The 17318-nt window shown below is 72.5% G+C and carries 15 protein-coding genes; 8 read left to right on the top strand and 7 right to left on the bottom strand.

The genetic code is table 11. The annotated features are described in order from the left end of the window. Positions 1-40: 40 nt before the first annotated feature. Positions 41-1351, bottom strand: a complete 1311-nt coding sequence (locus tag AB0I72_RS17270; protein ID WP_358569107.1) for an AI-2E family transporter — start codon at positions 1349-1351, stop codon at positions 41-43. 125 nt (positions 1352-1476) lie between these two features. After that, positions 1477-1884: a YccF domain-containing protein gene (locus tag AB0I72_RS17265; RefSeq protein ID WP_358569104.1), complete on the bottom strand. Its 408-nt coding sequence runs from the start codon at positions 1882-1884 to the stop codon at positions 1477-1479. A gap of 680 nt (positions 1885-2564) precedes the next feature. On the opposite strand from AB0I72_RS17265, the gene AB0I72_RS17260 reads away from it, so the two are divergent. Further along, positions 2565-2864, top strand: a complete 300-nt coding sequence (locus AB0I72_RS17260; RefSeq protein ID WP_017588640.1) for a WhiB family transcriptional regulator — start codon at positions 2565-2567, stop codon at positions 2862-2864. A gap of 166 nt (positions 2865-3030) precedes the next feature. On the opposite strand, the gene AB0I72_RS17255 is transcribed toward AB0I72_RS17260, so the two are convergent. Together AB0I72_RS17255 and AB0I72_RS17250 are read right to left on the bottom strand one after the other, a co-directional pair. Further along, positions 3031-4338 (bottom strand): phosphoribosyltransferase family protein, encoded by a 1308-nt coding sequence (locus tag AB0I72_RS17255; protein ID WP_358569101.1) that lies wholly within the window; start codon positions 4336-4338, stop codon positions 3031-3033. Positions 4339-4470: 132 nt separating this feature from the next. Next, complete coding sequence (locus tag AB0I72_RS17250) at positions 4471-5031, bottom strand: GNAT family protein (protein ID WP_358569098.1); 561 nt, start codon at positions 5029-5031, stop codon at positions 4471-4473. A 262-nt stretch (positions 5032-5293) separates the two neighbouring features. Here AB0I72_RS17250 and AB0I72_RS17245 point away from each other — a divergent pair, with 262 nt between their 5' ends. Further along, positions 5294-6490 carry an MFS transporter gene (locus AB0I72_RS17245; RefSeq protein WP_358569259.1) on the top strand — a complete coding sequence of 399 codons (1197 nt, stop codon included), beginning with the start codon at positions 5294-5296 and terminating at the stop codon, positions 6488-6490. Between the two features lie 137 nt (positions 6491-6627). On the opposite strand, the gene AB0I72_RS17240 is transcribed toward AB0I72_RS17245, so the two are convergent. From AB0I72_RS17240 to AB0I72_RS17230, 3 genes are all read right to left on the bottom strand, one after another. After that, positions 6628-7542 carry a hypothetical protein gene (locus AB0I72_RS17240; RefSeq protein ID WP_358569095.1) on the bottom strand — a complete coding sequence of 305 codons (915 nt, stop codon included), beginning with the start codon at positions 7540-7542 and terminating at the stop codon, positions 6628-6630. Positions 7543-7590: 48 nt separating this feature from the next. After that, positions 7591-9027 carry a hypothetical protein gene (locus AB0I72_RS17235; protein WP_358569092.1) on the bottom strand — a complete coding sequence of 479 codons (1437 nt, stop codon included), beginning with the start codon at positions 9025-9027 and terminating at the stop codon, positions 7591-7593. A gap of 409 nt (positions 9028-9436) precedes the next feature. Continuing rightward, positions 9437-10441: a YihY/virulence factor BrkB family protein gene (locus AB0I72_RS17230; protein WP_358569089.1), complete on the bottom strand. Its 1005-nt coding sequence runs from the start codon at positions 10439-10441 to the stop codon at positions 9437-9439. 401 nt (positions 10442-10842) lie between these two features. On the opposite strand from AB0I72_RS17230, the gene AB0I72_RS17225 reads away from it, so the two are divergent. The 6 genes from AB0I72_RS17225 to AB0I72_RS17200 all read left to right on the top strand — a co-directional run bounded on the left by AB0I72_RS17225 (position 10843) and on the right by AB0I72_RS17200 (position 17078). Next, positions 10843-12540, top strand: a complete 1698-nt coding sequence (locus AB0I72_RS17225; RefSeq protein WP_358569086.1) for a nitrite/sulfite reductase — start codon at positions 10843-10845, stop codon at positions 12538-12540. Between the two features lie 58 nt (positions 12541-12598). Further along, the gene (locus tag AB0I72_RS17220; protein WP_268643108.1) at positions 12599-12805 is read left to right on the top strand and encodes a hypothetical protein; all 207 of its coding nucleotides are present in this window, start codon (positions 12599-12601) and stop codon (positions 12803-12805) included. Beyond that, positions 12802-13503, top strand: a complete 702-nt coding sequence (locus AB0I72_RS17215) for a phosphoadenylyl-sulfate reductase (protein WP_358569082.1) — start codon at positions 12802-12804, stop codon at positions 13501-13503. The genes AB0I72_RS17220 and AB0I72_RS17215 overlap by 4 nt, the downstream gene beginning before the upstream one ends. Then, positions 13500-14273 (top strand): sirohydrochlorin chelatase, encoded by a 774-nt coding sequence (locus tag AB0I72_RS17210; RefSeq protein ID WP_358569079.1) that lies wholly within the window; start codon positions 13500-13502, stop codon positions 14271-14273. The genes AB0I72_RS17215 and AB0I72_RS17210 overlap by 4 nt, the downstream gene beginning before the upstream one ends. A gap of 189 nt (positions 14274-14462) precedes the next feature. Beyond that, positions 14463-15113, top strand: coding sequence for a pyridoxal 5'-phosphate synthase (locus AB0I72_RS17205; RefSeq protein WP_358569256.1), 651 nt, complete (start codon positions 14463-14465; stop codon positions 15111-15113). Between the two features lie 333 nt (positions 15114-15446). Continuing rightward, positions 15447-17078: an acyl-CoA dehydrogenase family protein gene (locus AB0I72_RS17200; protein ID WP_358569076.1), complete on the top strand. Its 1632-nt coding sequence runs from the start codon at positions 15447-15449 to the stop codon at positions 17076-17078. The last annotated feature ends 240 nt before the right edge of the window (positions 17079-17318 follow it).

The raw sequence follows: 17318 nt of genomic DNA, 5'->3' as shown, positions 1-17318 counted from the left end.
GCGGACGTCCTCCCGCGCGGACCGGGTCCGCGGCCGGAGATCAGGCCTTCGTCGCGGACGCGCCGTCCGCCCCCTCGCCGCCGGGCGGTCCCGCGTCGCCGACGTCGACCGCCCTCCCGGAGCCGGGAGCCGCGGCGTGGTGCGTCGGCGGGCGGTTGCGCAGCAGGGCGGCGAGCACGGCGGCGATCGGCGTGGCCAGGAACAGGCCGGGGATGCCGCCGAGGATGCCGCCGACGGTCAGGGCGATGAGCACCACGGCCGAGGGCAGTTCGAGGGCCTGGCCGTAGATGCGGGGGGCGAAGACGTTGCTCTCCAGCTGCTGCACGAGGATCACCGCGCCGAGCACGACGAGGGCCACCACCCAGTTCTCCGTCACCAGGGCGACGAGGACGGCGAGCAGGCCGGAGAGGAAGGCGCCGATGATCGGGAGGAACGCGCCGACGAAGGTCAGCACGATCAGCGGGATGGCCAGGTTGGTGTCGATGAGGAAGACGAGGAAGACACCGATGCCGACCGCGTCGAAGAGGCCGACCATCGCCACACCGCGCACGTACCGGCCCATGACCCCGTAGGCCACGTGGCCGCTGTACCGCAGACCCGGGCGGGACTTGGGCGGCAGCAGGGTCACGATCCACTCCACCAGCCGGTCGCCCGAGTGCACGAAGTACACCGTCAGCGCGAGCATCAGCACGAGACCGACGAGCAGCTGGAACACCGCCGTCGTCGCGGTCCAGGCGCCGGTGAGGATCTGGTCCTGGTTCTCGCTGATCGTCTCCTCGATCTGGGCCCAGGCGCTGTCGATGATGTTGCTGAACAGCGCGGGGTCCAGGCCGAAGGGCACCTCCAGCTCCTGGAGCTGGATGACCGCGCTGTTGACGCTGGCCACGAGGTCGTCGAAACCGCTGACGGCGGGCGTCACGATCAGCGAGATGACCCCGCTGAGCACGGCGAGCCCGAAGATCACGCTGACCGCGGTGGACGTGCCCCGGCCGAACCCGGAGCGCTTGATCGGGTTGGGCCGACGCAGCCAGTTGGCCATCGGCATGAGCAACGCGGTGAGGAACACCGCGAGGATCAGGGGCAGCGTGACGACGCTCAGGTAGACGAGCGCGTAGACGAGCAGCCCCGCCACGACGCCGATGAGGAGCACCCGCCAGGCCACGTCGCTGACCATGCGGAGGATGTCGCCCGCGCCGACGTCGTCCTGTTCGGCCAGCTCCTCCTCGGGGATCTCCGGATCGGGCGCGGCCACGACCGGGGCCGCCGCCCGGACGCGGCGCTCGGCGCGGACTCCGCGGGCCGAGATCCACTTGTTCAGGAGCGCCCGCACTCCCGGCCGCTGGGCTTGCACATGGACTCCATTCTCTGGGGGTTGCGGGTGGGGCGTCCGGGAGCCGACGGGCCGGAGGAGCCGCCGTCGCCGGATGCGCCGGGGTGCGCGATCCGGTTCTCCCACGTCACATGGTTCCCAACGAATCAGAACTGCCAGGGTTCCCGGGGGCCGCCGCTGCGGACGATCTCGTTGCCGAAGGGCGCGAGGGCCACGGGGATCATCTTCAGCGACGCCCACGCCATGGGTAGTCCGATGATAGTCACGGCCAGCCCCACGGCGGTGACGACGTGGCCGATGGTCAGCCACCATCCGGCGACGATCAGCCAGATGACGTTGAGGACGGTGCTGCCCCCGCCCGCTCCCGGCTTGCGGACGAGGTCCCGGCCGAAGGGCCACAGGGCGTAGCTGGCCATGCGGAAGGAGGCCACACCGAAGGGGATCGTCACGATGAGGACGCAGCAGATCACGCCCGCCACGACGTAGCCGACCGCCAGCCAGAACCCGGCGACGAACAGCCAGATGATGTTGAGGATGAGTCGCAGGAGGGCCATGGTGTGCCTCGTCTCCTTGTGTGTACCGGGCGGGTCGGCGACCCCTGTGGCCGCCTCCGCACTTCTACCGTCTGTGACGCGCGGACGCCACGACCCGTTCGGCGCCGTTTCCCGGACCCTTCCCCTAGGGGTCGCGACCGGCGGACGGCGCCCCTCCCCCTACCGACGGCCGTCGCCCAGGGTGAGGACATACGGTCAAGCCCTATCGCGCGACCTGGTGCTGTCCGCAATGTGATCGGCGCATCAGGGAGAGCCCCTAGGCAGGCGGGACATCGCCCCATACGATGTGCTGTGTCCTTCGCAAGGCGAGAGAACTTGCGATTTGCGACAAACTCGGACAATCCACCAGATGCCACCCAGCGGGCATCAGGTTTCGGTAACGGTTCTGCGAGTAATTTCCCTACCCCCCGTGCATGAGCGGGAGTGGGGATGGCATGATTACGTACCGGCTCGGACGGAGGCCGTCACCGCCTCCGCAGCCGTTCGTGTGAGAGCACTCCGTCCCCGGCGGACCAGCGCCGCCAGGACCGTGTCTTCTCGTGGTCTCAGCCACACCGGGGAACACCGCCACACCGTCCGGCGTTCGCGTCGTGCGGGGTGCCTCACGCCGCATGACAACTTTTGGTGACTGAAGCTTTTTTCGACAGCTTACTAGCGATTTCAGTAGAGGTGGTTCAAGCATGTCTCAGGTACGTCGGCAGGCCGCGCTGCGCCCCCGCCCGAGCTGGGGGTGGCAGGATGCCGCCGCGTGCCGGGGCGAGGACCTTGTGCTCTTCTTCGGCCCCGACGGCGAGCGCCAGCCGGAGCGGGAGATCCGTGAGCGCAAGGCCAAGGAGATCTGCGCGGCCTGTCCGGTGCGAACCGACTGCCTGGACTACGCGATCTCGCGTCCGGAGAAATACGGCACCTGGGGCGGGCTCAACGAGGACGAGCGCGCCTCCGAGCGCCGCCGCCGGATGCGCCGCGCCAACGCTGCCTAGCCGAGGCTCCCGACGCCCGCTCTGCGGATCTCCCCCGGTGGCCCCGGCCCCCGAACAACCCGCGGCGCCCCGACGATCGTTCGTCGAGGGCGCCGCGGGTTTTCTCGTGCCCGTGCCCCCGGTCGTCGGCGGCGCGTGAGGGATCGCCGCCGGGCGTGGCTCGGGTTCACTCCTTTCGCCCCGCCAGGTGCCGGTCGAACCAGTCGAGCGCCTCCGTCGCGACCCGCCGCCACTCCCGGCCCCCTTCGAGGAGCTGCTCGGCGCCCTCCATCACCCGGAGATCGGTGGGGCCGCCCATCCGCCCGCGCGCCCACTCGCTCAGCTCGCGGACGAAGGAGTCGCCGCTCTCCAGCATCACCAGCACCGGCGCCCGCACCTTGGGCAGGCTCGGCTCGGCCAGGTCGATCCGGCCGCCGTAGACCACGACGGAGCCCACGTCCTGGGGTCGTTCGGCCGCCGTGAGCAGTGCCGCCGGGGCCGCCGTCCCCGAACCGAGGATCCCCACCGGTTCGTTGCCCGCGTCCGTGGCGCGCCGCAACCACGTGACCGCCGCGTTCAACCGGTCGCCCAGCACACCGGTGTCGGCGCCCTCCGCGCGCTCCGCCCGCTCGTCCTCGGTCAACAGGTCCAGGAGCAGGGTGGCGTAGCCGGCTCGGCGCAGCACCGAGGAGATCGCCCGCCAACGCGGATCGGCCCGGCCCTCCCCCATCGCCACGACGATCGCGCCGCGCAGGGTCGCGGGCATCGTGAGGTCTCCGTCGAGGTAGTCCTCGCCGGACCGGATCCGCACGCCGCGGGTGACGTCGGACGGCGGCTGGGCGCGTCCGCGCTCGGCGAGGATCGCGGTGACGTGCCCGTCGGAGAGCTGGGAGAAGTCGCGGTACCACTCCCCGACCGCGTGGAAGTTGTCCGGGGCGCTGAGGACGACCAGGGCGTCGGCCTCCGGCCGCAGGCTCTCGACGGCCTCCGGGGCCGCGACGGGCACGGCCAGGATGAGCCGGGCGGGTTGGGCCTGGCGGACCATCCGCAGCGCGGCTCGGGCGGTGCCGCCGGTGGCGACCCCGTCGTCGACGACCACGCAGTCGCGTCCGGCGATCCGCGGCGCGGGGCGGTCCCCCCGGTACACGCGGCGGCGGCGTTCGAGTTCGCCGCGCTCGGCCTCGACGGTCTCGGTCAGCGCCTGGCGCGGGATGCGCATCCGGGCCAGGGCGAGGTCGTCGAAGGTGACGTGCCCGTCCTCGGAGATCGCGCCGACGCCGAGTTCGGGACGGCCGGGGAGGCCGACCTTGCGGACCATGAGCACGTCGAAGTCGGCGTCGAGCAGTCGGGCGAGTTCGGCACCGACCGGAACCCCGCCTCGGGGCAGGGCCAGCACCAGCGGGTCCGTGACCGCGTACGGACGCACGCGCTCCGCGAGGCGGCGACCCGCCTCGGACCGGTCGGTGAAGGGCAGCGATACGGGTACCGGGTTCATGTCCTCACCGGCGCCGGGACCGTGGCCCCGGCACCGCTCCTCTCGGCTGTCCGGGTGAGCCGTTGGAAAAGTGGTACCGGCATACCCCGCGCGACGGCGGTCACAACCCCGCCGTCAGGCAAAAACCGTGAGTCAGGTGTTTCTCAGGGAGGTTCTGAGCACGCCCATGAGCAGCGCGTCGTGCCTGCGTCCCTCCCACAGCAGGGCGTCGCGCAGCCGCCCCTCGACGGTGAATCCGCACGACCGGTACACCGCGATCGCCCTCATGTTGAAGGCGTACACGTGCAGCCAGACGCGGTGCAGACCGATCCGGTCGAAGGCGTACTCCAGCACGAGTTCGGTCGCCTCCCGGCCCAACCCCTGTCCGGCGAACTCGATCGCCGACAGCGCGATGCGGTACCCGGCGCTCTCGTTCTCCGGGGACACGTCGTAGATGGACAGCTCGCCCAGGTAGCGCCCGTCCTTGGGAGCGGTGATGGCCAGGTCGAGGCGGTCGGTGCGGCCCGCCCGCGTCTCGCACCACTCGCGTGCCTGGCCGTAGGTGAGATGGCGGTGCGTACCGGTGAGTCTGCGCACCTCCTCGTCGAGGCTGGCGGCGAAGTAGGCGTCCGTGTGCTCCGGGCCCAGCGGCACCAGGCGCACGCGTTCGCCGACGAGGGTGGGCGCGTCTCGCAGCGCGCTCGCGTTCATCATGGGCACTTCCGGTTCCGTCCGGGCCGTGCGCACGGTTCCCGGCATGGGGGTCGGCGGGCAGGGATGGGGCCCGTGCGGGAGGGGCCGCGGGGCCGGTGCGGAACGTGACGGTGAATGTGGCGGAACACCTATGTAAATCGGCGGCGGCGTCGGAGGCAAGCCCGGGGCGGGCGCGAACGATATCCGGGTGACGCCCCGGGAGCGGAATGGATAGCATCCGCACGCACCGTCCGCCGCCCTGGGAGCCGCCGTGAACAGGTCCATCGCCCCGAAGACCCCGACCGCGGCGCCCCCGCCCGACGCCCGACGCGCACGGGTCGCGGTCTCCACCCTCTTCTTCGTCAACGGGTTCACCTACACGAACGCGGTGCCGTGGCTGCCCGTGATCAAGGCCGACCTGGGCCTGAGCAACGCGGAGCTGGGCATGGCGATCGCGGCGGGCCCCGGCGGCGCGCTCCTGACCGGAATGCTCGCGGGACCGCTGATCCACCGCTTCGGCAGCGGACGCGCGGCCGTCGGCACGAGCCTGATCACTCTGGGAGCGCTTCCGTTCATCGCCCTGGCGCAGAACTGGTGGATGCTCGCGGCCGCGTTCCTCGTCCTGGGCAGCGCCGACGCGTGGACCGACTCCGCGCAGAACGCGCACGGCCTGCGGGTGCAGCGACGCTACGGGCGCACCATCATCAACACCTTCCACGCGGTGTGGAGCATGGCCGCGGTCACGGGCGGTGTCGTGGGCGCGACGATGGCCGGTGCGGGCGTGCCCGTCCTGGCGCACCTGGGCGGGGTGGCGCTCGTGCTGGTGTGCGTGAACCTGCTGGTGAGCCGGATGCTGCTGCCCGGGGCCGAGCACAGCGAACGCGAGGACGGGGCCGAGGGCGCGGACGGGCGGCGCGCACGCGTGCCCGCGCGGGGCCTGCTCCTGTTGCTGTCCCTGGGCGCGCTGTTGGTCTTCGCGGCCGGGATCGAGGACTCGGCCGCGTCGTGGGGCGCGGTGTACATGACCACGGAACTGTCGGCGCCCCTGTTCCTGGCGGCGATGCCGTTCGTGGCGTGCCAGGCGATGATGACGGTGGGACGCCTGCTCGGGGACCGGGTGACCGACCGCTTCGGCGCGGCCGCCGTGGGCGCGGGGTGCGGACTGCTGGCCGCGGGCGGCATGGCGCTGGCGCTCCTGGTCCCGCATCCGGTGGCGGCCGTCGTCGGGTTCGGGATCATGGGCCTGGGTGTGTCCACGCTGTTCCCCCTGACGCTCGCCGCCGCCGGTGACGTGCCGGGGGTGCGCACGGGTGACGGCCTGGCGGTCGTGGGCTGGCTGGGGCGTGCGGGGCTGCTGGCCTTCCCGCCACTGGTCGGGGTGCTGGCGGACGCCACCGACCTGGGCACCGCGCTGTGGGTGGTCGCGGCGGCGGGTGCGGCGGCCTTCCTGCTCTCCCCCGCGCTGCGCCCTCGTCGCTGAGACGCCGTCGTGAGCCGGGCCGGTCGGGTGGGCCCGAACGGCAGGCGGTGCCCCGAGGCATGGAAAGGGCCCCCGACCGTGGAGGGTCGGGGGCCCGACACACGTCACGACCCATCGGGGCCGTGTGGGTGCGGTCGTCAGGCGACCGACGCGGGGCGGCGAGCACCGGCCCAGAGGGCCATCGCGCCGATCCCGGTCACGACCACGCCGCCGAGCACGAAGCCCTGGAGGTCGACGCCCGTCGTGGCGAGCGCCTCCTGCTCCTCGTCATCGTCGGACGACTCGTCGGAGTTCGAGTCGTCGCTCGGGGACTGGTTGTCGTCACCGTCGTCGTCGGAACCGTTGTCGCCGGAACCACCGTTGCCGGAGCCGCCGTTACCAGAACCGCCGTTACCGGAGCCGCCGTTGCCGGAACCGCCGCCGTTGTCGCCGGAGCCGCCGTCACCGGAGCCCCCGCCGTCACCGCCGCCGGAACCACCGTCGCCGCCACCGGAACCGTCGTCGCCGCCGCCGTCACCACCACCAGGGGGGGTGCCACCGCCGTCGCCGTCACCGTCACCACCACCAGGGGGGGTGCCACCGCCGTCGCCGTCACCGCCGCCGTCACCGTCACCACCACCAGGGGGGGTGCCGCCGCCGTCGCCGTCACCGCCGCCGTCACCGTCACCACCACCAGGGGGGGTGCCGCCACCGTCGCCGTCACCACCGCCAGGGGGGTTACCGTCGTCGCCGCCGTCACCGCCACCGGGGGGAGTACCGCCGTCGCCGCCGTCACCGCCACCAGGGGGGGTACCGCCGTCGCCGCCGTCGCCGCCGTCACCACCGCCAGGGGGAGTGCCGCCGTCACCGCCACCAGGGGGGGTGCCGCCGTCGCCCGGGGTGGGAGCGTCGAGTTGGGCCACGACGGAGGCCGCGACCGTCTGCTGCTCCACCCCGGGGGAGGTGGTGGACGCGGTCTCGTCGGTCGTGTCGGCGAACGCCGGGCCGACCGAGAATCCGGCCATGAACAGGCTGGCGGCGGTCACCGTCAGAGCCCGCTTCTTGGGGGACATCCGTCTCCTTATCTTTCCTTATGCCGAGTACTCACCGATGTGGAGTACTCACTGAGGGGGAATGGCGTAGAGGTGGTCGTCGTGGACCACGATCGCGTCGTCGCCGAGCAGTCCCCGCGGCTGCTCGGCCCCGGTGGGGAGCTCGGTGGCCGTACCGTCGGCGGTGACCGCCACGGACCGTCCGTCCAGCTGGCCGAAGACCTGGCGGCCGATGGCGATCTCCGGCTCGAATCCGGGGACGACGGCGCTCTCACCCGTTTCGAGGTCCACCACGGTGGGGCCGTAGGAGGCGACGCGCGTCCCGATCGGCAGGGAGGCGTAGCCCGCGTCCGCCATGTCGGCCTCGTCGACCTCGACCCCGCCGAGCACGGTGCCGTCCTCACGGTCGTGGAAGGCCAGGTAGCGTCCGTCGCCCTGGTTCGACCGCCAGAGAATGATCACGTACTCCTGGAGCGCGGTCATCACCCGGTCCATCTCGCCGGCCTCGCTCGGGCGCTGGGGGACGACCTCCGTGGAGCCGCCGTCGGGATCGATCCATTCCCAGGGACCGTCCACGACCGCGGTGAGGACCCGCTCGCCGTCGGCCAGCATGGCCGCCGAGCCCGCGGGAACCTCGACCTCGCGAAGCGCGCCGTCCGCCGGGACGAGGCTGCTGTCGCCCGTCCGCACGAGCACGGAGGAGTCTCCCGCGTACTGGACCACCGCGTCGTCGGGGAGGTCGACGCTGGTGGGATCACCGCCCTCCACCGGCCAGAACCACAGGGCCGCGCTGGTCTCCAGCACGACGGCGGGCGCGCCCTCGTGGAGGGCGAACCGGGGGATCCCCAGGGACTCCCCCATGTCCGCGGGGAGGTCGGCCGCCCAGAGGCGCTCGCCCTCGGCGTCGTACAGGTGGAGTTGGCCGCCGGGCGCGACGAGGGCCAGGTACGCGCCGTCGCGGCTGGTCCTCGGCCAGGTCCCGGGCGCCACCTCGGCGTCGAACACGTAGGTCTCGGAGTAGCCGGGCGGCGCGGCGGCCGGCAGCGGCTCGCCGGGGTCGTCCGTCTCCTCCGCCACGGGCCCGGCGGGACCGTCCGGCAGGAAGCGCAGGGCCAGGGCTCCCGCGCCCACGATCAACACGAGCGCGAGCGCGGCGGCTCCGGCGATCAGCAGCGCCCGTCCGCGTCGGTGCCCGCCGCCCTCAGCGGACCGCGGGCCGTGCGCGGGGCCCGGCTCGACGGTGTCGGCGGCCTGGACCACCCCGTCGGGGGTGGCGACCAGCCGCCAGAAGCCGTTGGCGTCGCGGGCGTCGACGAGCACCGGCTGCCCGATCCTGGCGGCGTAGCCGGTGGCGACGTCCAGCGCCGCGCGTCTCGTCTCCTTGGGCACGTGGCCGGTGACGATCTGGCGGTGCCCCTCGATGGAGATCTCGGCGCTCCGCTCGTCGGGAGCGATGACGATGACGACTGTGGGCCGGGACTGCCCCGGTCGGGACGCCCGGCTCATGGTGCCTCCGAAGGCATGGGAAGGGTGGACCTGTTCCTGTGAGCGGGTGACGGGTGGCCTCGATCGGCTGTGGCGGTGGCTCGCGGCCCGGGGCCGCCGGGCGCCGGATCTGCGCACGCGTGGTCAATGCTGCACGAGATGATACTGACCGTCGCTGGTCGTGTCGGAACGGATCTCCGGGCAGGGATGGGGTCTATGGGGCCAGGGATTCGGTCAACGGTGGACACACGGACACACATACTCCCCCCATTCCCCTGATGACCTGGGCAATCTCCTCGCGCTCAGGCCGATCACCGGCCTCCAGAACACCCTCGCCCGTGGAGTGGACACGTGAGAACGGCAATTGGTTCACACCGAAACTGGCCGAAACTGGCCACTCCTCCGTCGCCGTCGCCGCGCCCCGCCGCCGTCAGCGATCGCCCGCCATGGTCTCGATGACGGCCCTCTCCCGCCGACGGACCAGCCGGTCGGCGCGCTCGAAGCCGCGGTCGGCGATCTCGGCGCGGGCGGAGGCGGTGCGCACGGTCGGCCACATCGCGTCGATCTCGGAGTTGAGCGAGGAGCCCGCGAGAACCGCGACCGCCATGACGTAGAGCCAGGCGAGGATGGCGATCGGCGCGGCGAGGGAGCCGTAGATGCTCACGTCGCCGAACGAGGCGTCCAGGTAGGCGCGCAGCCCCGCGGACCCGGCCATGAGCACGATCGTCGCGAGCAGCGCGCCGGGCAGGTGGCGCCAGGGAGGTGTGCGCACCGGCACGCTGAGCACGTACAGGAGCGTCACCGCGGTCGTGGCGAGCAGGCCGACCACCGGCCAGTAGAAGTGGTTGAGCAGCCCCACCGTCGCCGGGAGCAGCTGGTGGACCAGGTCGGGCCCGGCGACCAGGATCGGCAGGACCAGGATCGCGAAGAGCAGTCCGCCCAGGTAGGCGACGAACGCCAGAACGCGTTGGCGCGCCCATCCCCGCAGATCGTCCAGGCCGTAGGCGATCGTGATCGACCGGATGAAGACGTTCATCGCCCGCGACCCCGACCACAGCGACACCAGGAAGGTCACCGACAGCAGTCCGCCCCGGACCCCGCCGAGGAAGTCGTCGACCAGCGGTTCCACGACGGTCCGCACGGTGTCCGGGGTCAGTGTGCGGGCGGCCAGGTCCAGGATCCACACGCGGATCTCCTCGACCAGGTCCTGGCCGAACACCGCCGCCAGCGGCCCCAGCGCGCCCAGCAGGCACAGCAGGAGCGCGGGAAGGGAGATCAGCGAGAAGAACGCCGACTCGGCGGCCAGCCCGAGCACCCGGTAGCGCGAGAAGGAGCGCAGCGTGCGCAGGAACAGCAGGACGGCACCGTGCGAGAACGGGTGCCGACGCAGCCACGCGTCGACCGCCCGCCAGAGCCCCTCCCAGAAACCGACCACGGGGAGAACGTTAGCGGCCGTCACCGGGGGCGCCCCCTCCCGCCCACCCCCGAGGGTGACGTGACTCACGTACCGACGTGGCGAACGTGCCTGGACAAGGCGGCTGGCCGCGTGCCATTCTCGATGCATGATCGCTGCTCTGGACCCCATGCTCTGCGTGCGCCGCCACGTGGACTTCCTTCGGGTCCGCAGCGCCATCTGTTGCAGCGTCGGTTGACCTCGCCGCCTTTGTGACGCACCCGTTATCCAGGAGTGCGCGCGGCCCCGGCGCTCGCCTTCTTCGATTCCCACACCCGTGGTCTCCACCCGTCCGCCCGGCACGATGACGTGCGGCGCGATCGGGCCAGCGGTGCGGGCGCCGGGCCCGTGAGCACCCCGCGACCTCATCGGAGACACCCGCGATGCCTCCCTCTTCCGCGCAGCCAGGCACGCCGACGTCGGCGGCCAAGCCCCGCCGACGCCGTGGCGAGGGCCAGTGGGCCCTCGGCTACCGTGAGCCGCTGAACAAGAACGAGGAGAACAAGAAGAACGACGACGGACTCAACGTCCGCGATCGGATCATCAACGTCTACTCCAAGGCCGGATTCGACTCCATCGACCCGGCCGACCTTCGCGGGCGTTTCCGCTGGTACGGGCTCTACACCCAGCGCGCCCCCGGCATCGACGGCGGCAAGACCGCCGTGCTGGAGCCCGAGGAGCTCGACGACCGCTACTTCATGCTGCGCGTGCGCGTCGACGGCGGTCAGCTGTCCGTCGCCCAGCTGCGCGCGGTCGCGGAGATCTCCCGCGACTACGCGCGTGACACCGCCGACGTCACCGACCGGCAGAACGTCCAGCTGCACTGGGTGCGGGTCGAGGACGTCCCCGCCATCTGGGAGAAGCTGGAGTCGGTGGGCCTGTCCACGATGGAGGCCTGCGGCGACACCCCGCGCGTGATCCTGGGCTGTCCGCTCGCCGGCGTGGCCGAGGACGAGATCCTCGACGCCACCCCGGAGATCCACCAGGTCCACGACGACCACATCGGCAGCCCGCTGTTCTCCAACCTGCCGCGCAAGTTCAAGTCGTCGATCTCCGGGTGCTCGTCGTACTGCACCAACCACGAGATCAACGACGTGGCCTTCGTCGGGGTGCGGAACGAGGCCGGGGAGGCGGGCTACGACCTGTTCGTCGGCGGTGGGCTGTCCACCAACCCGATGTTCGCCAAGCGGCTGGGCACGTTCGTCCGTCCCGACCAGGTGAGCGAGGTGTGGGCCGGGGTCTGCTCGATCTTCCGCGACTACGGCTTCCGCCGCCTGCGCACCCGCGCCCGGATCAAGTTCCTCATCAAGGAGTGGGGGCCGGAGAGGTTCCGCCAGGTCCTGGAGGAGGAGTACCTGGGCCACGCCCTCCCCGACGGCCCGGCGCCGGAGCTGGACCCCGGTCTGGAGCGCGACCACGTGGGCGTGCACCGCCAGCGCGACGGGCGCTTCTACGTCGGGTTCGCGCCGAAGGTGGGTCGGGTGTCGGGCGGCACGCTGCTGCGCGTCGCCGACATCGCCGAGGCGCACGGGTCCGACCGCATCCGCACCACCGCCGACCAGAAGCTGGTCATCCTCGACGTCGACGGGGACCGGGTCGACTCGATCACCGAGGCGTTGGAGGCCGAGGAGCTCCAGGTCAGGCCGAGCACGTTCCGCCGTCAGACCATGGCGTGCACCGGCATCGAGTTCTGCAAGCTGGCCATCGTGGAGACCAAGGGGCGCGCCTCGTCCCTGATCGACGAGCTGGAGAAGCGGCTCCCGGACTTCGACGAGCCGCTGACGATCAACGTCAACGGGTGCCCGAACTCCTGCGCGCGCATCCAGGTCGCCGACATCGGGCTCAAGGGCCAGCTGGTGATGAACGACCGGGGCGAGCAGGTGGAGGGCTACCAGATCCACCTGGGCGGCGGCATGGGGCTCACCGCGTCCTTCGGCAAGAAGGTCCGCGGCCTGAAGACCACCGCCGACGAGCTGCCCGACTACGTGGAGCGGGTGCTGCGCCGGTTCCAGGCCCAGAGGGAGGACGGGGAGTCCTTCGCCGCCTGGGTCGGGCGGGCCGACGAAGCCGACCTGAAGTAGGCCGCGTCCGGTCCCGGGAACGGGGCCGGACCCACCACCAAGGAAGAAGAGGTGCGCCATGTCCGAGAGGGCCGCGCCCTACTACTGCCCCTACTGCGGTGACGAGGACCTGGTGCCCGAGGAGGGCGCCGCGGTCAAGGGCGAGGGATACCCCTGGGCCTGTCTTTCCTGTGCCCGGGTGTTCCGGGTGAAGTACGTCGGGTTGCGCTCCGCGTCGTTCTCCGCGGGAGGCGCCCCCTCCAGACCGACGGAAGGTAACGCATGAACGCCACCACCGCCTCCGTGGGCGGCCCCGAACTCGCCGAGCGGGCCTCGCGTGAACTGGAGGAGGCCACGGCCCAGGAGATCATCGCCTGGGCCGCGGAGACCTTCGGCGACGGCCTGTGCATGACCTCGTCCATGGCCGACGCGCTGATGGTCGACCTGGCCTCGCGGGTCAAGCCGGGGATCGACGTGATCTTCCTGGACACGGGGTACCACTTCCCCGAGACCATCGGCACACGCGACGCCGTCGAGTCGGTGTACGACATCACGCTGGTCAACGTGGAGCCGAACCGCACGGTGGCCGAGCAGGATCAGGCCCTGGGCCCGCGTCTGCACGGGCGCAACCCGGAGCTGTGCTGCCACCTGCGCAAGGTCGAGCCGCTGCGGCGGGCGCTGGCGCCCTACTCGGCGTGGCTGACGGGCGTGCGCCGGGGGGACTCGGCGACGCGACGCGACACCCCGATCGTCCAGTGGGACCGGCGCCGCCGTATGACCAAGGTGAACCCGATCGCGCGGTGGACGCAGGACGAGGTGGACGCGTACGTCGCCGAGCACGGGGTGATCGTCAACCCGCTCCAGTACGACGGGTACCCGTCGATCGGGTGCGAGCCGTGCACCCGGCGTGTGGCCCCCGGGGAGGACCCCCGGAGCGGCCGGTGGGCCGGGACGGGCAAGACCGAGTGCGGGATCCACGTATGAGCACCGGGGCCCGGGGCGGGGTCGAGCGGGGATCGGTCCCGCTGCTGGCGGTGGCGCACGGCAGCGCCGACCCGCGGTCGGCGGCGGCCGTGTCGGCGCTGTTCGAGCGGGTGCGGACGCTGCGGCCCGGCCTGGACGTGCGCGTGTCCTACCTCGACCACGTGTCGCCCAGTGCCGAGGACGCGCTGACCGCCCTGGCCAGGGGCGGCGCGGGCGAGGTGGTCGTGCTGCCGACCCTGCTCACGGCGGCCTACCACAGCAAGGTGGACCTGCCCCGGGTCCTGGACAGGGCTCGCGAGGAGAGCCCCTGGCTGCGGGTGCGCTACGCCGACACCCTCGGCCCGCACCCGCTGCTGCTCGACGCCGTGGAGCGGCGGCTGGCGGAGGCGGGGGCCCGTCCCGGACCGGACACCGCCCTGGTCCTGGCCTCGGCGGGGTCCAGCGACCCGGAGGCCAACGCGACCGTGGTCTCCCTGGCGGAGCGGCTGGCCGAGCGGGGGCCGTGGCGGGAGGTGGTTCCGGCGTTCGCGTCGGCGGCGTCGCCCGGGCCCGGTGAGGCCGTGGCGGCGCTGCGGGAGCGGGGCGCCGGGCGGGTGGCGGTGGCGAGCTACCTGCTGGCGCCGGGGTTCTTCGCCGACCGGGTGCGCGACCGGTCGACGGCGGCGGGTGCGTCGGTGGTGTCCGAGGCCCTGGGCGACGTCCCCGAACTCGCCCGGGTGGTGCTGGAACGCTACGACGCCGCGGTGGCGGCGCGACACGCGCGCGTGTGAGACACGGGCGGTCCCTCTCGCCGAGGGGCCGCCCGTCGTCGTGCGGGGCGGTGGCGTCCGCCGTCCACAGGCCCGGGATTGGCTCTTGTGGGGCCCCTCGTCGGCGAGAAGAATCGTGGGCACGTCGGCCCGTCCGGGTCGCCGAAGCCACGTCGAACACGGGGGTCGAAGGTGTCGGAGCACGGGGGGATGCGGGAACTGCTGCGGGGGCTGACGGTGTTCGCGGGCCCGCTCGCGGAGTTCGACCCGAAGACCGCTCCGGAGGATCCCGCACGGCTGTTCCGGGACTGGTTCGCCGAGGCGGTCGAGGCCGGTGTCCGGGAACCGCACGCGATGACGGTGGCCACGGTGAACGGGCGCGGGGAGCCGTCCTCCCGGGTGGTCATCATGAAGGACTTCACGTCCGAGGGGTGGTGGTTCGCCACCACGACGGGCTCACGCAAGGGCCGGGACCTGGCCGAGAACCCGGGCGTCGCGCTGTCCTTCTACTGGGGTGAGCAGGGGCGTCAGGTCCGGGTGCGCGGTGTCGCGGAGCTGGCGAGCCCCGAGCAGTGCGCCGCCGACTACCTGGCCAGACCGCTGGAGTCGCGGGTGGCCGGTCTGCACGGGAGACAGAGTGAGCCGTTGGCCGAGCTGGCGGACGTCCACCGCACGGCCGACGAGAGCCGCGCGCGGTTGACGGCCGATCCCGGGTTGGTCCCCTCGGACTGGGGGCTGTACCGGGTGGCGGCGACCGAGGTCGAGTTCTGGCAGGCCGACCGGGACCGACGACACACCCGCCTGCGCTACGCCAGGCCCACGGTGGAGGCGGCGTGGGACCGCGAGCTGCTGTGGCCCTGAGCCGGAGCGGTCGGCGGAGCCGGTCCGCGGATGCGGGGTGCCCGGTGCGAGCCTGAGCCGGGATGGACGGCGGCACGGGTCTCGGGGGCGGGTGCGGACGCGGCGCGACCAGTGCATGACCCAGGCCCGCGCGGCGCCACTCCCCCGCGCCCCGGGCGCGGTCCCGGACGGTCGTGGTGACCGGCCCGGGCGGTGACTCCGTCGCCCACGGCTCCGCGTTCGGGGCTGGGAGGTCGCAGGCCACTCCACAACCGAACCCGATTCTGTTCGAGGTGGGTCCACGGGTTAGGATGCCGCCACTCCCACCGCTGACCCACGGACGGAAAGGCGACGATGCCCGCCACACACGAGGTGTTCAACCAGGCCATCCCGCTCGGCGACTACGCGGCCGCGGAGGACCCGGCGCTCCTGGAGGGGCTGCGGCGCGAGGGCGCCGGGTGGGCCGAGGCCGAGGTGCGCGAGGTCGGCGACGCCGCCGGGACCGAACGGGTCCGCTCCTGGGGCGAGTCGGCCAACGCCTACCCGCCCGTCCTGCGCACCCACGACCGGTACGGCCACCGCGTGGACGAGGTCGACTACCAGCCCGCCTACCACGTGCTCATGGAGCAGGCGGTCCAGCACGGCCTCCACGCGGCCCCGTGGGCCGACGACCGCGCGGGCGCGCACGTGGCGCGCGCCGCCAAGTTCTTCCTCTGGTCGCAGCCGGAGAGCGGCCACGGCTGCCCGATCTCGATGACCTACGCGGTCGTCCCGGCGCTGCGCCACGCCCCCGAGCTGGCCGCCCGGTACGAACCCCTGCTCACCTCCCGGACCTACGACTTCGGCCTGCGCCCGCCGCTGAGCAAGCGGGGGCTCATCGCGGGCATGTCGATGACCGAGAAGCAGGGCGGGTCGGACGTGCGGGCCAACACCACGCGCGCCGTGCCCACCGCCGAGGGCCACCACCTGCTGACCGGGCACAAGTGGTTCACGTCGGCGCCCATGAGCGACTTCTTCCTCACCCTCGCCCAGGCGCCCGAGGGCCTGAGCTGCTTCCTCGTCCCCCGTGTGCTGCCCGACGGCACCCGCAACGCGCTGTGCGTCCAGCGGCTCAAGGACAAGCTGGGCAACCGGTCCAACGCGTCGGCCGAGCTGGAGTACGACGGCGCCGTCGCGCACCTGGTCGGCGAGCCGGGTCGGGGTGTGCCCACCATCATCGACATGGTCAACAGCACCCGCCTCGACTGCGTCATCGGGTCGGCCGCCGGGATGCGCGCCGCCGTGGTGCACGCCCTCCACCACACCGAGCACCGCTCCGCCTTCGGCTCCCGGTTGGCGGAGCAGCCCCTCATGCGCAACGTCCTGGCCGATCTGGCGCTGGAGTCCGAGGCGGCCACCGCGCTGATGACCCGCCTGGCCGGGGCCGTGGACCGGTCGGTCCGCGGGGACGAGGCGGAGACCGCCTTCCGCCGTCTGGGCGTGGCCGTGGGCAAGTTCTGGGTGACCAAGCGGCAGCCCCCGCACGCGGCCGAGGCCCTGGAGTGCCTGGGCGGCAACGGGTACGTCGAGGAGTCGGGGATGCCCCGCCTGTTCCGGGACTCCCCGCTCAACTCCATCTGGGAGGGGTCCGGGAACGTGGCCGCGCTGGACGTCCTGCGCGCGATGGGCCGGTCCCCGGAGTCGGTGGAGGCCGTGCTCGCCGAACTCCGCGCCGCCTCGGGCTTCGACGCCTACTTCGACGCCGCCCTCAGGCGCCTGGAGCAGACCCTGTCCGACCTGGGCGAGGCGGAGTCCCGCGCCCGGTCGGTGGTGGAACTGATGGCGCTCACCCTCCAGGCGTCGCTGCTGCTGCGGTACGCGCCGACCCCCGTCGCCGAGGCCTTCACCGCCAGTCGTCTGGGCGGTGAGTGGGGCCACGTCTTCGGCACCCTGCCGGGCTGGATCGACAGCGAGGCGATCCTGGAGCGGGCCCGTCCCCGGAGGTAGTCCCGGCGGTCGGGGAGGGCGCCCTGCCCGACCGCCCGGCCCCGCGTCGGCCCGTACTGGAACACGCTGATAATTCCCACGAAAAGCCACAAATCGAGACAGGGCGCGAATGATCATCGCCTCTGACCGGCATAATTCGGCGACCGTGGCGGAAGGAAGAAGGCGAACGCGACCGCTCGCTTTCGGGCCGTGGCGGGACACAGTGCCCCCGAACCGGCTGGCGAAGGCCCTGACACCAAG

This window comes from Nocardiopsis sp. NPDC049922 (assembly GCF_040660275.1).
In the GTDB taxonomy this organism is placed as follows: domain Bacteria; phylum Actinomycetota; class Actinomycetes; order Streptosporangiales; family Streptosporangiaceae; genus Nocardiopsis.
This window is presented reverse-complemented; position numbering and strand designations above follow the sequence as displayed.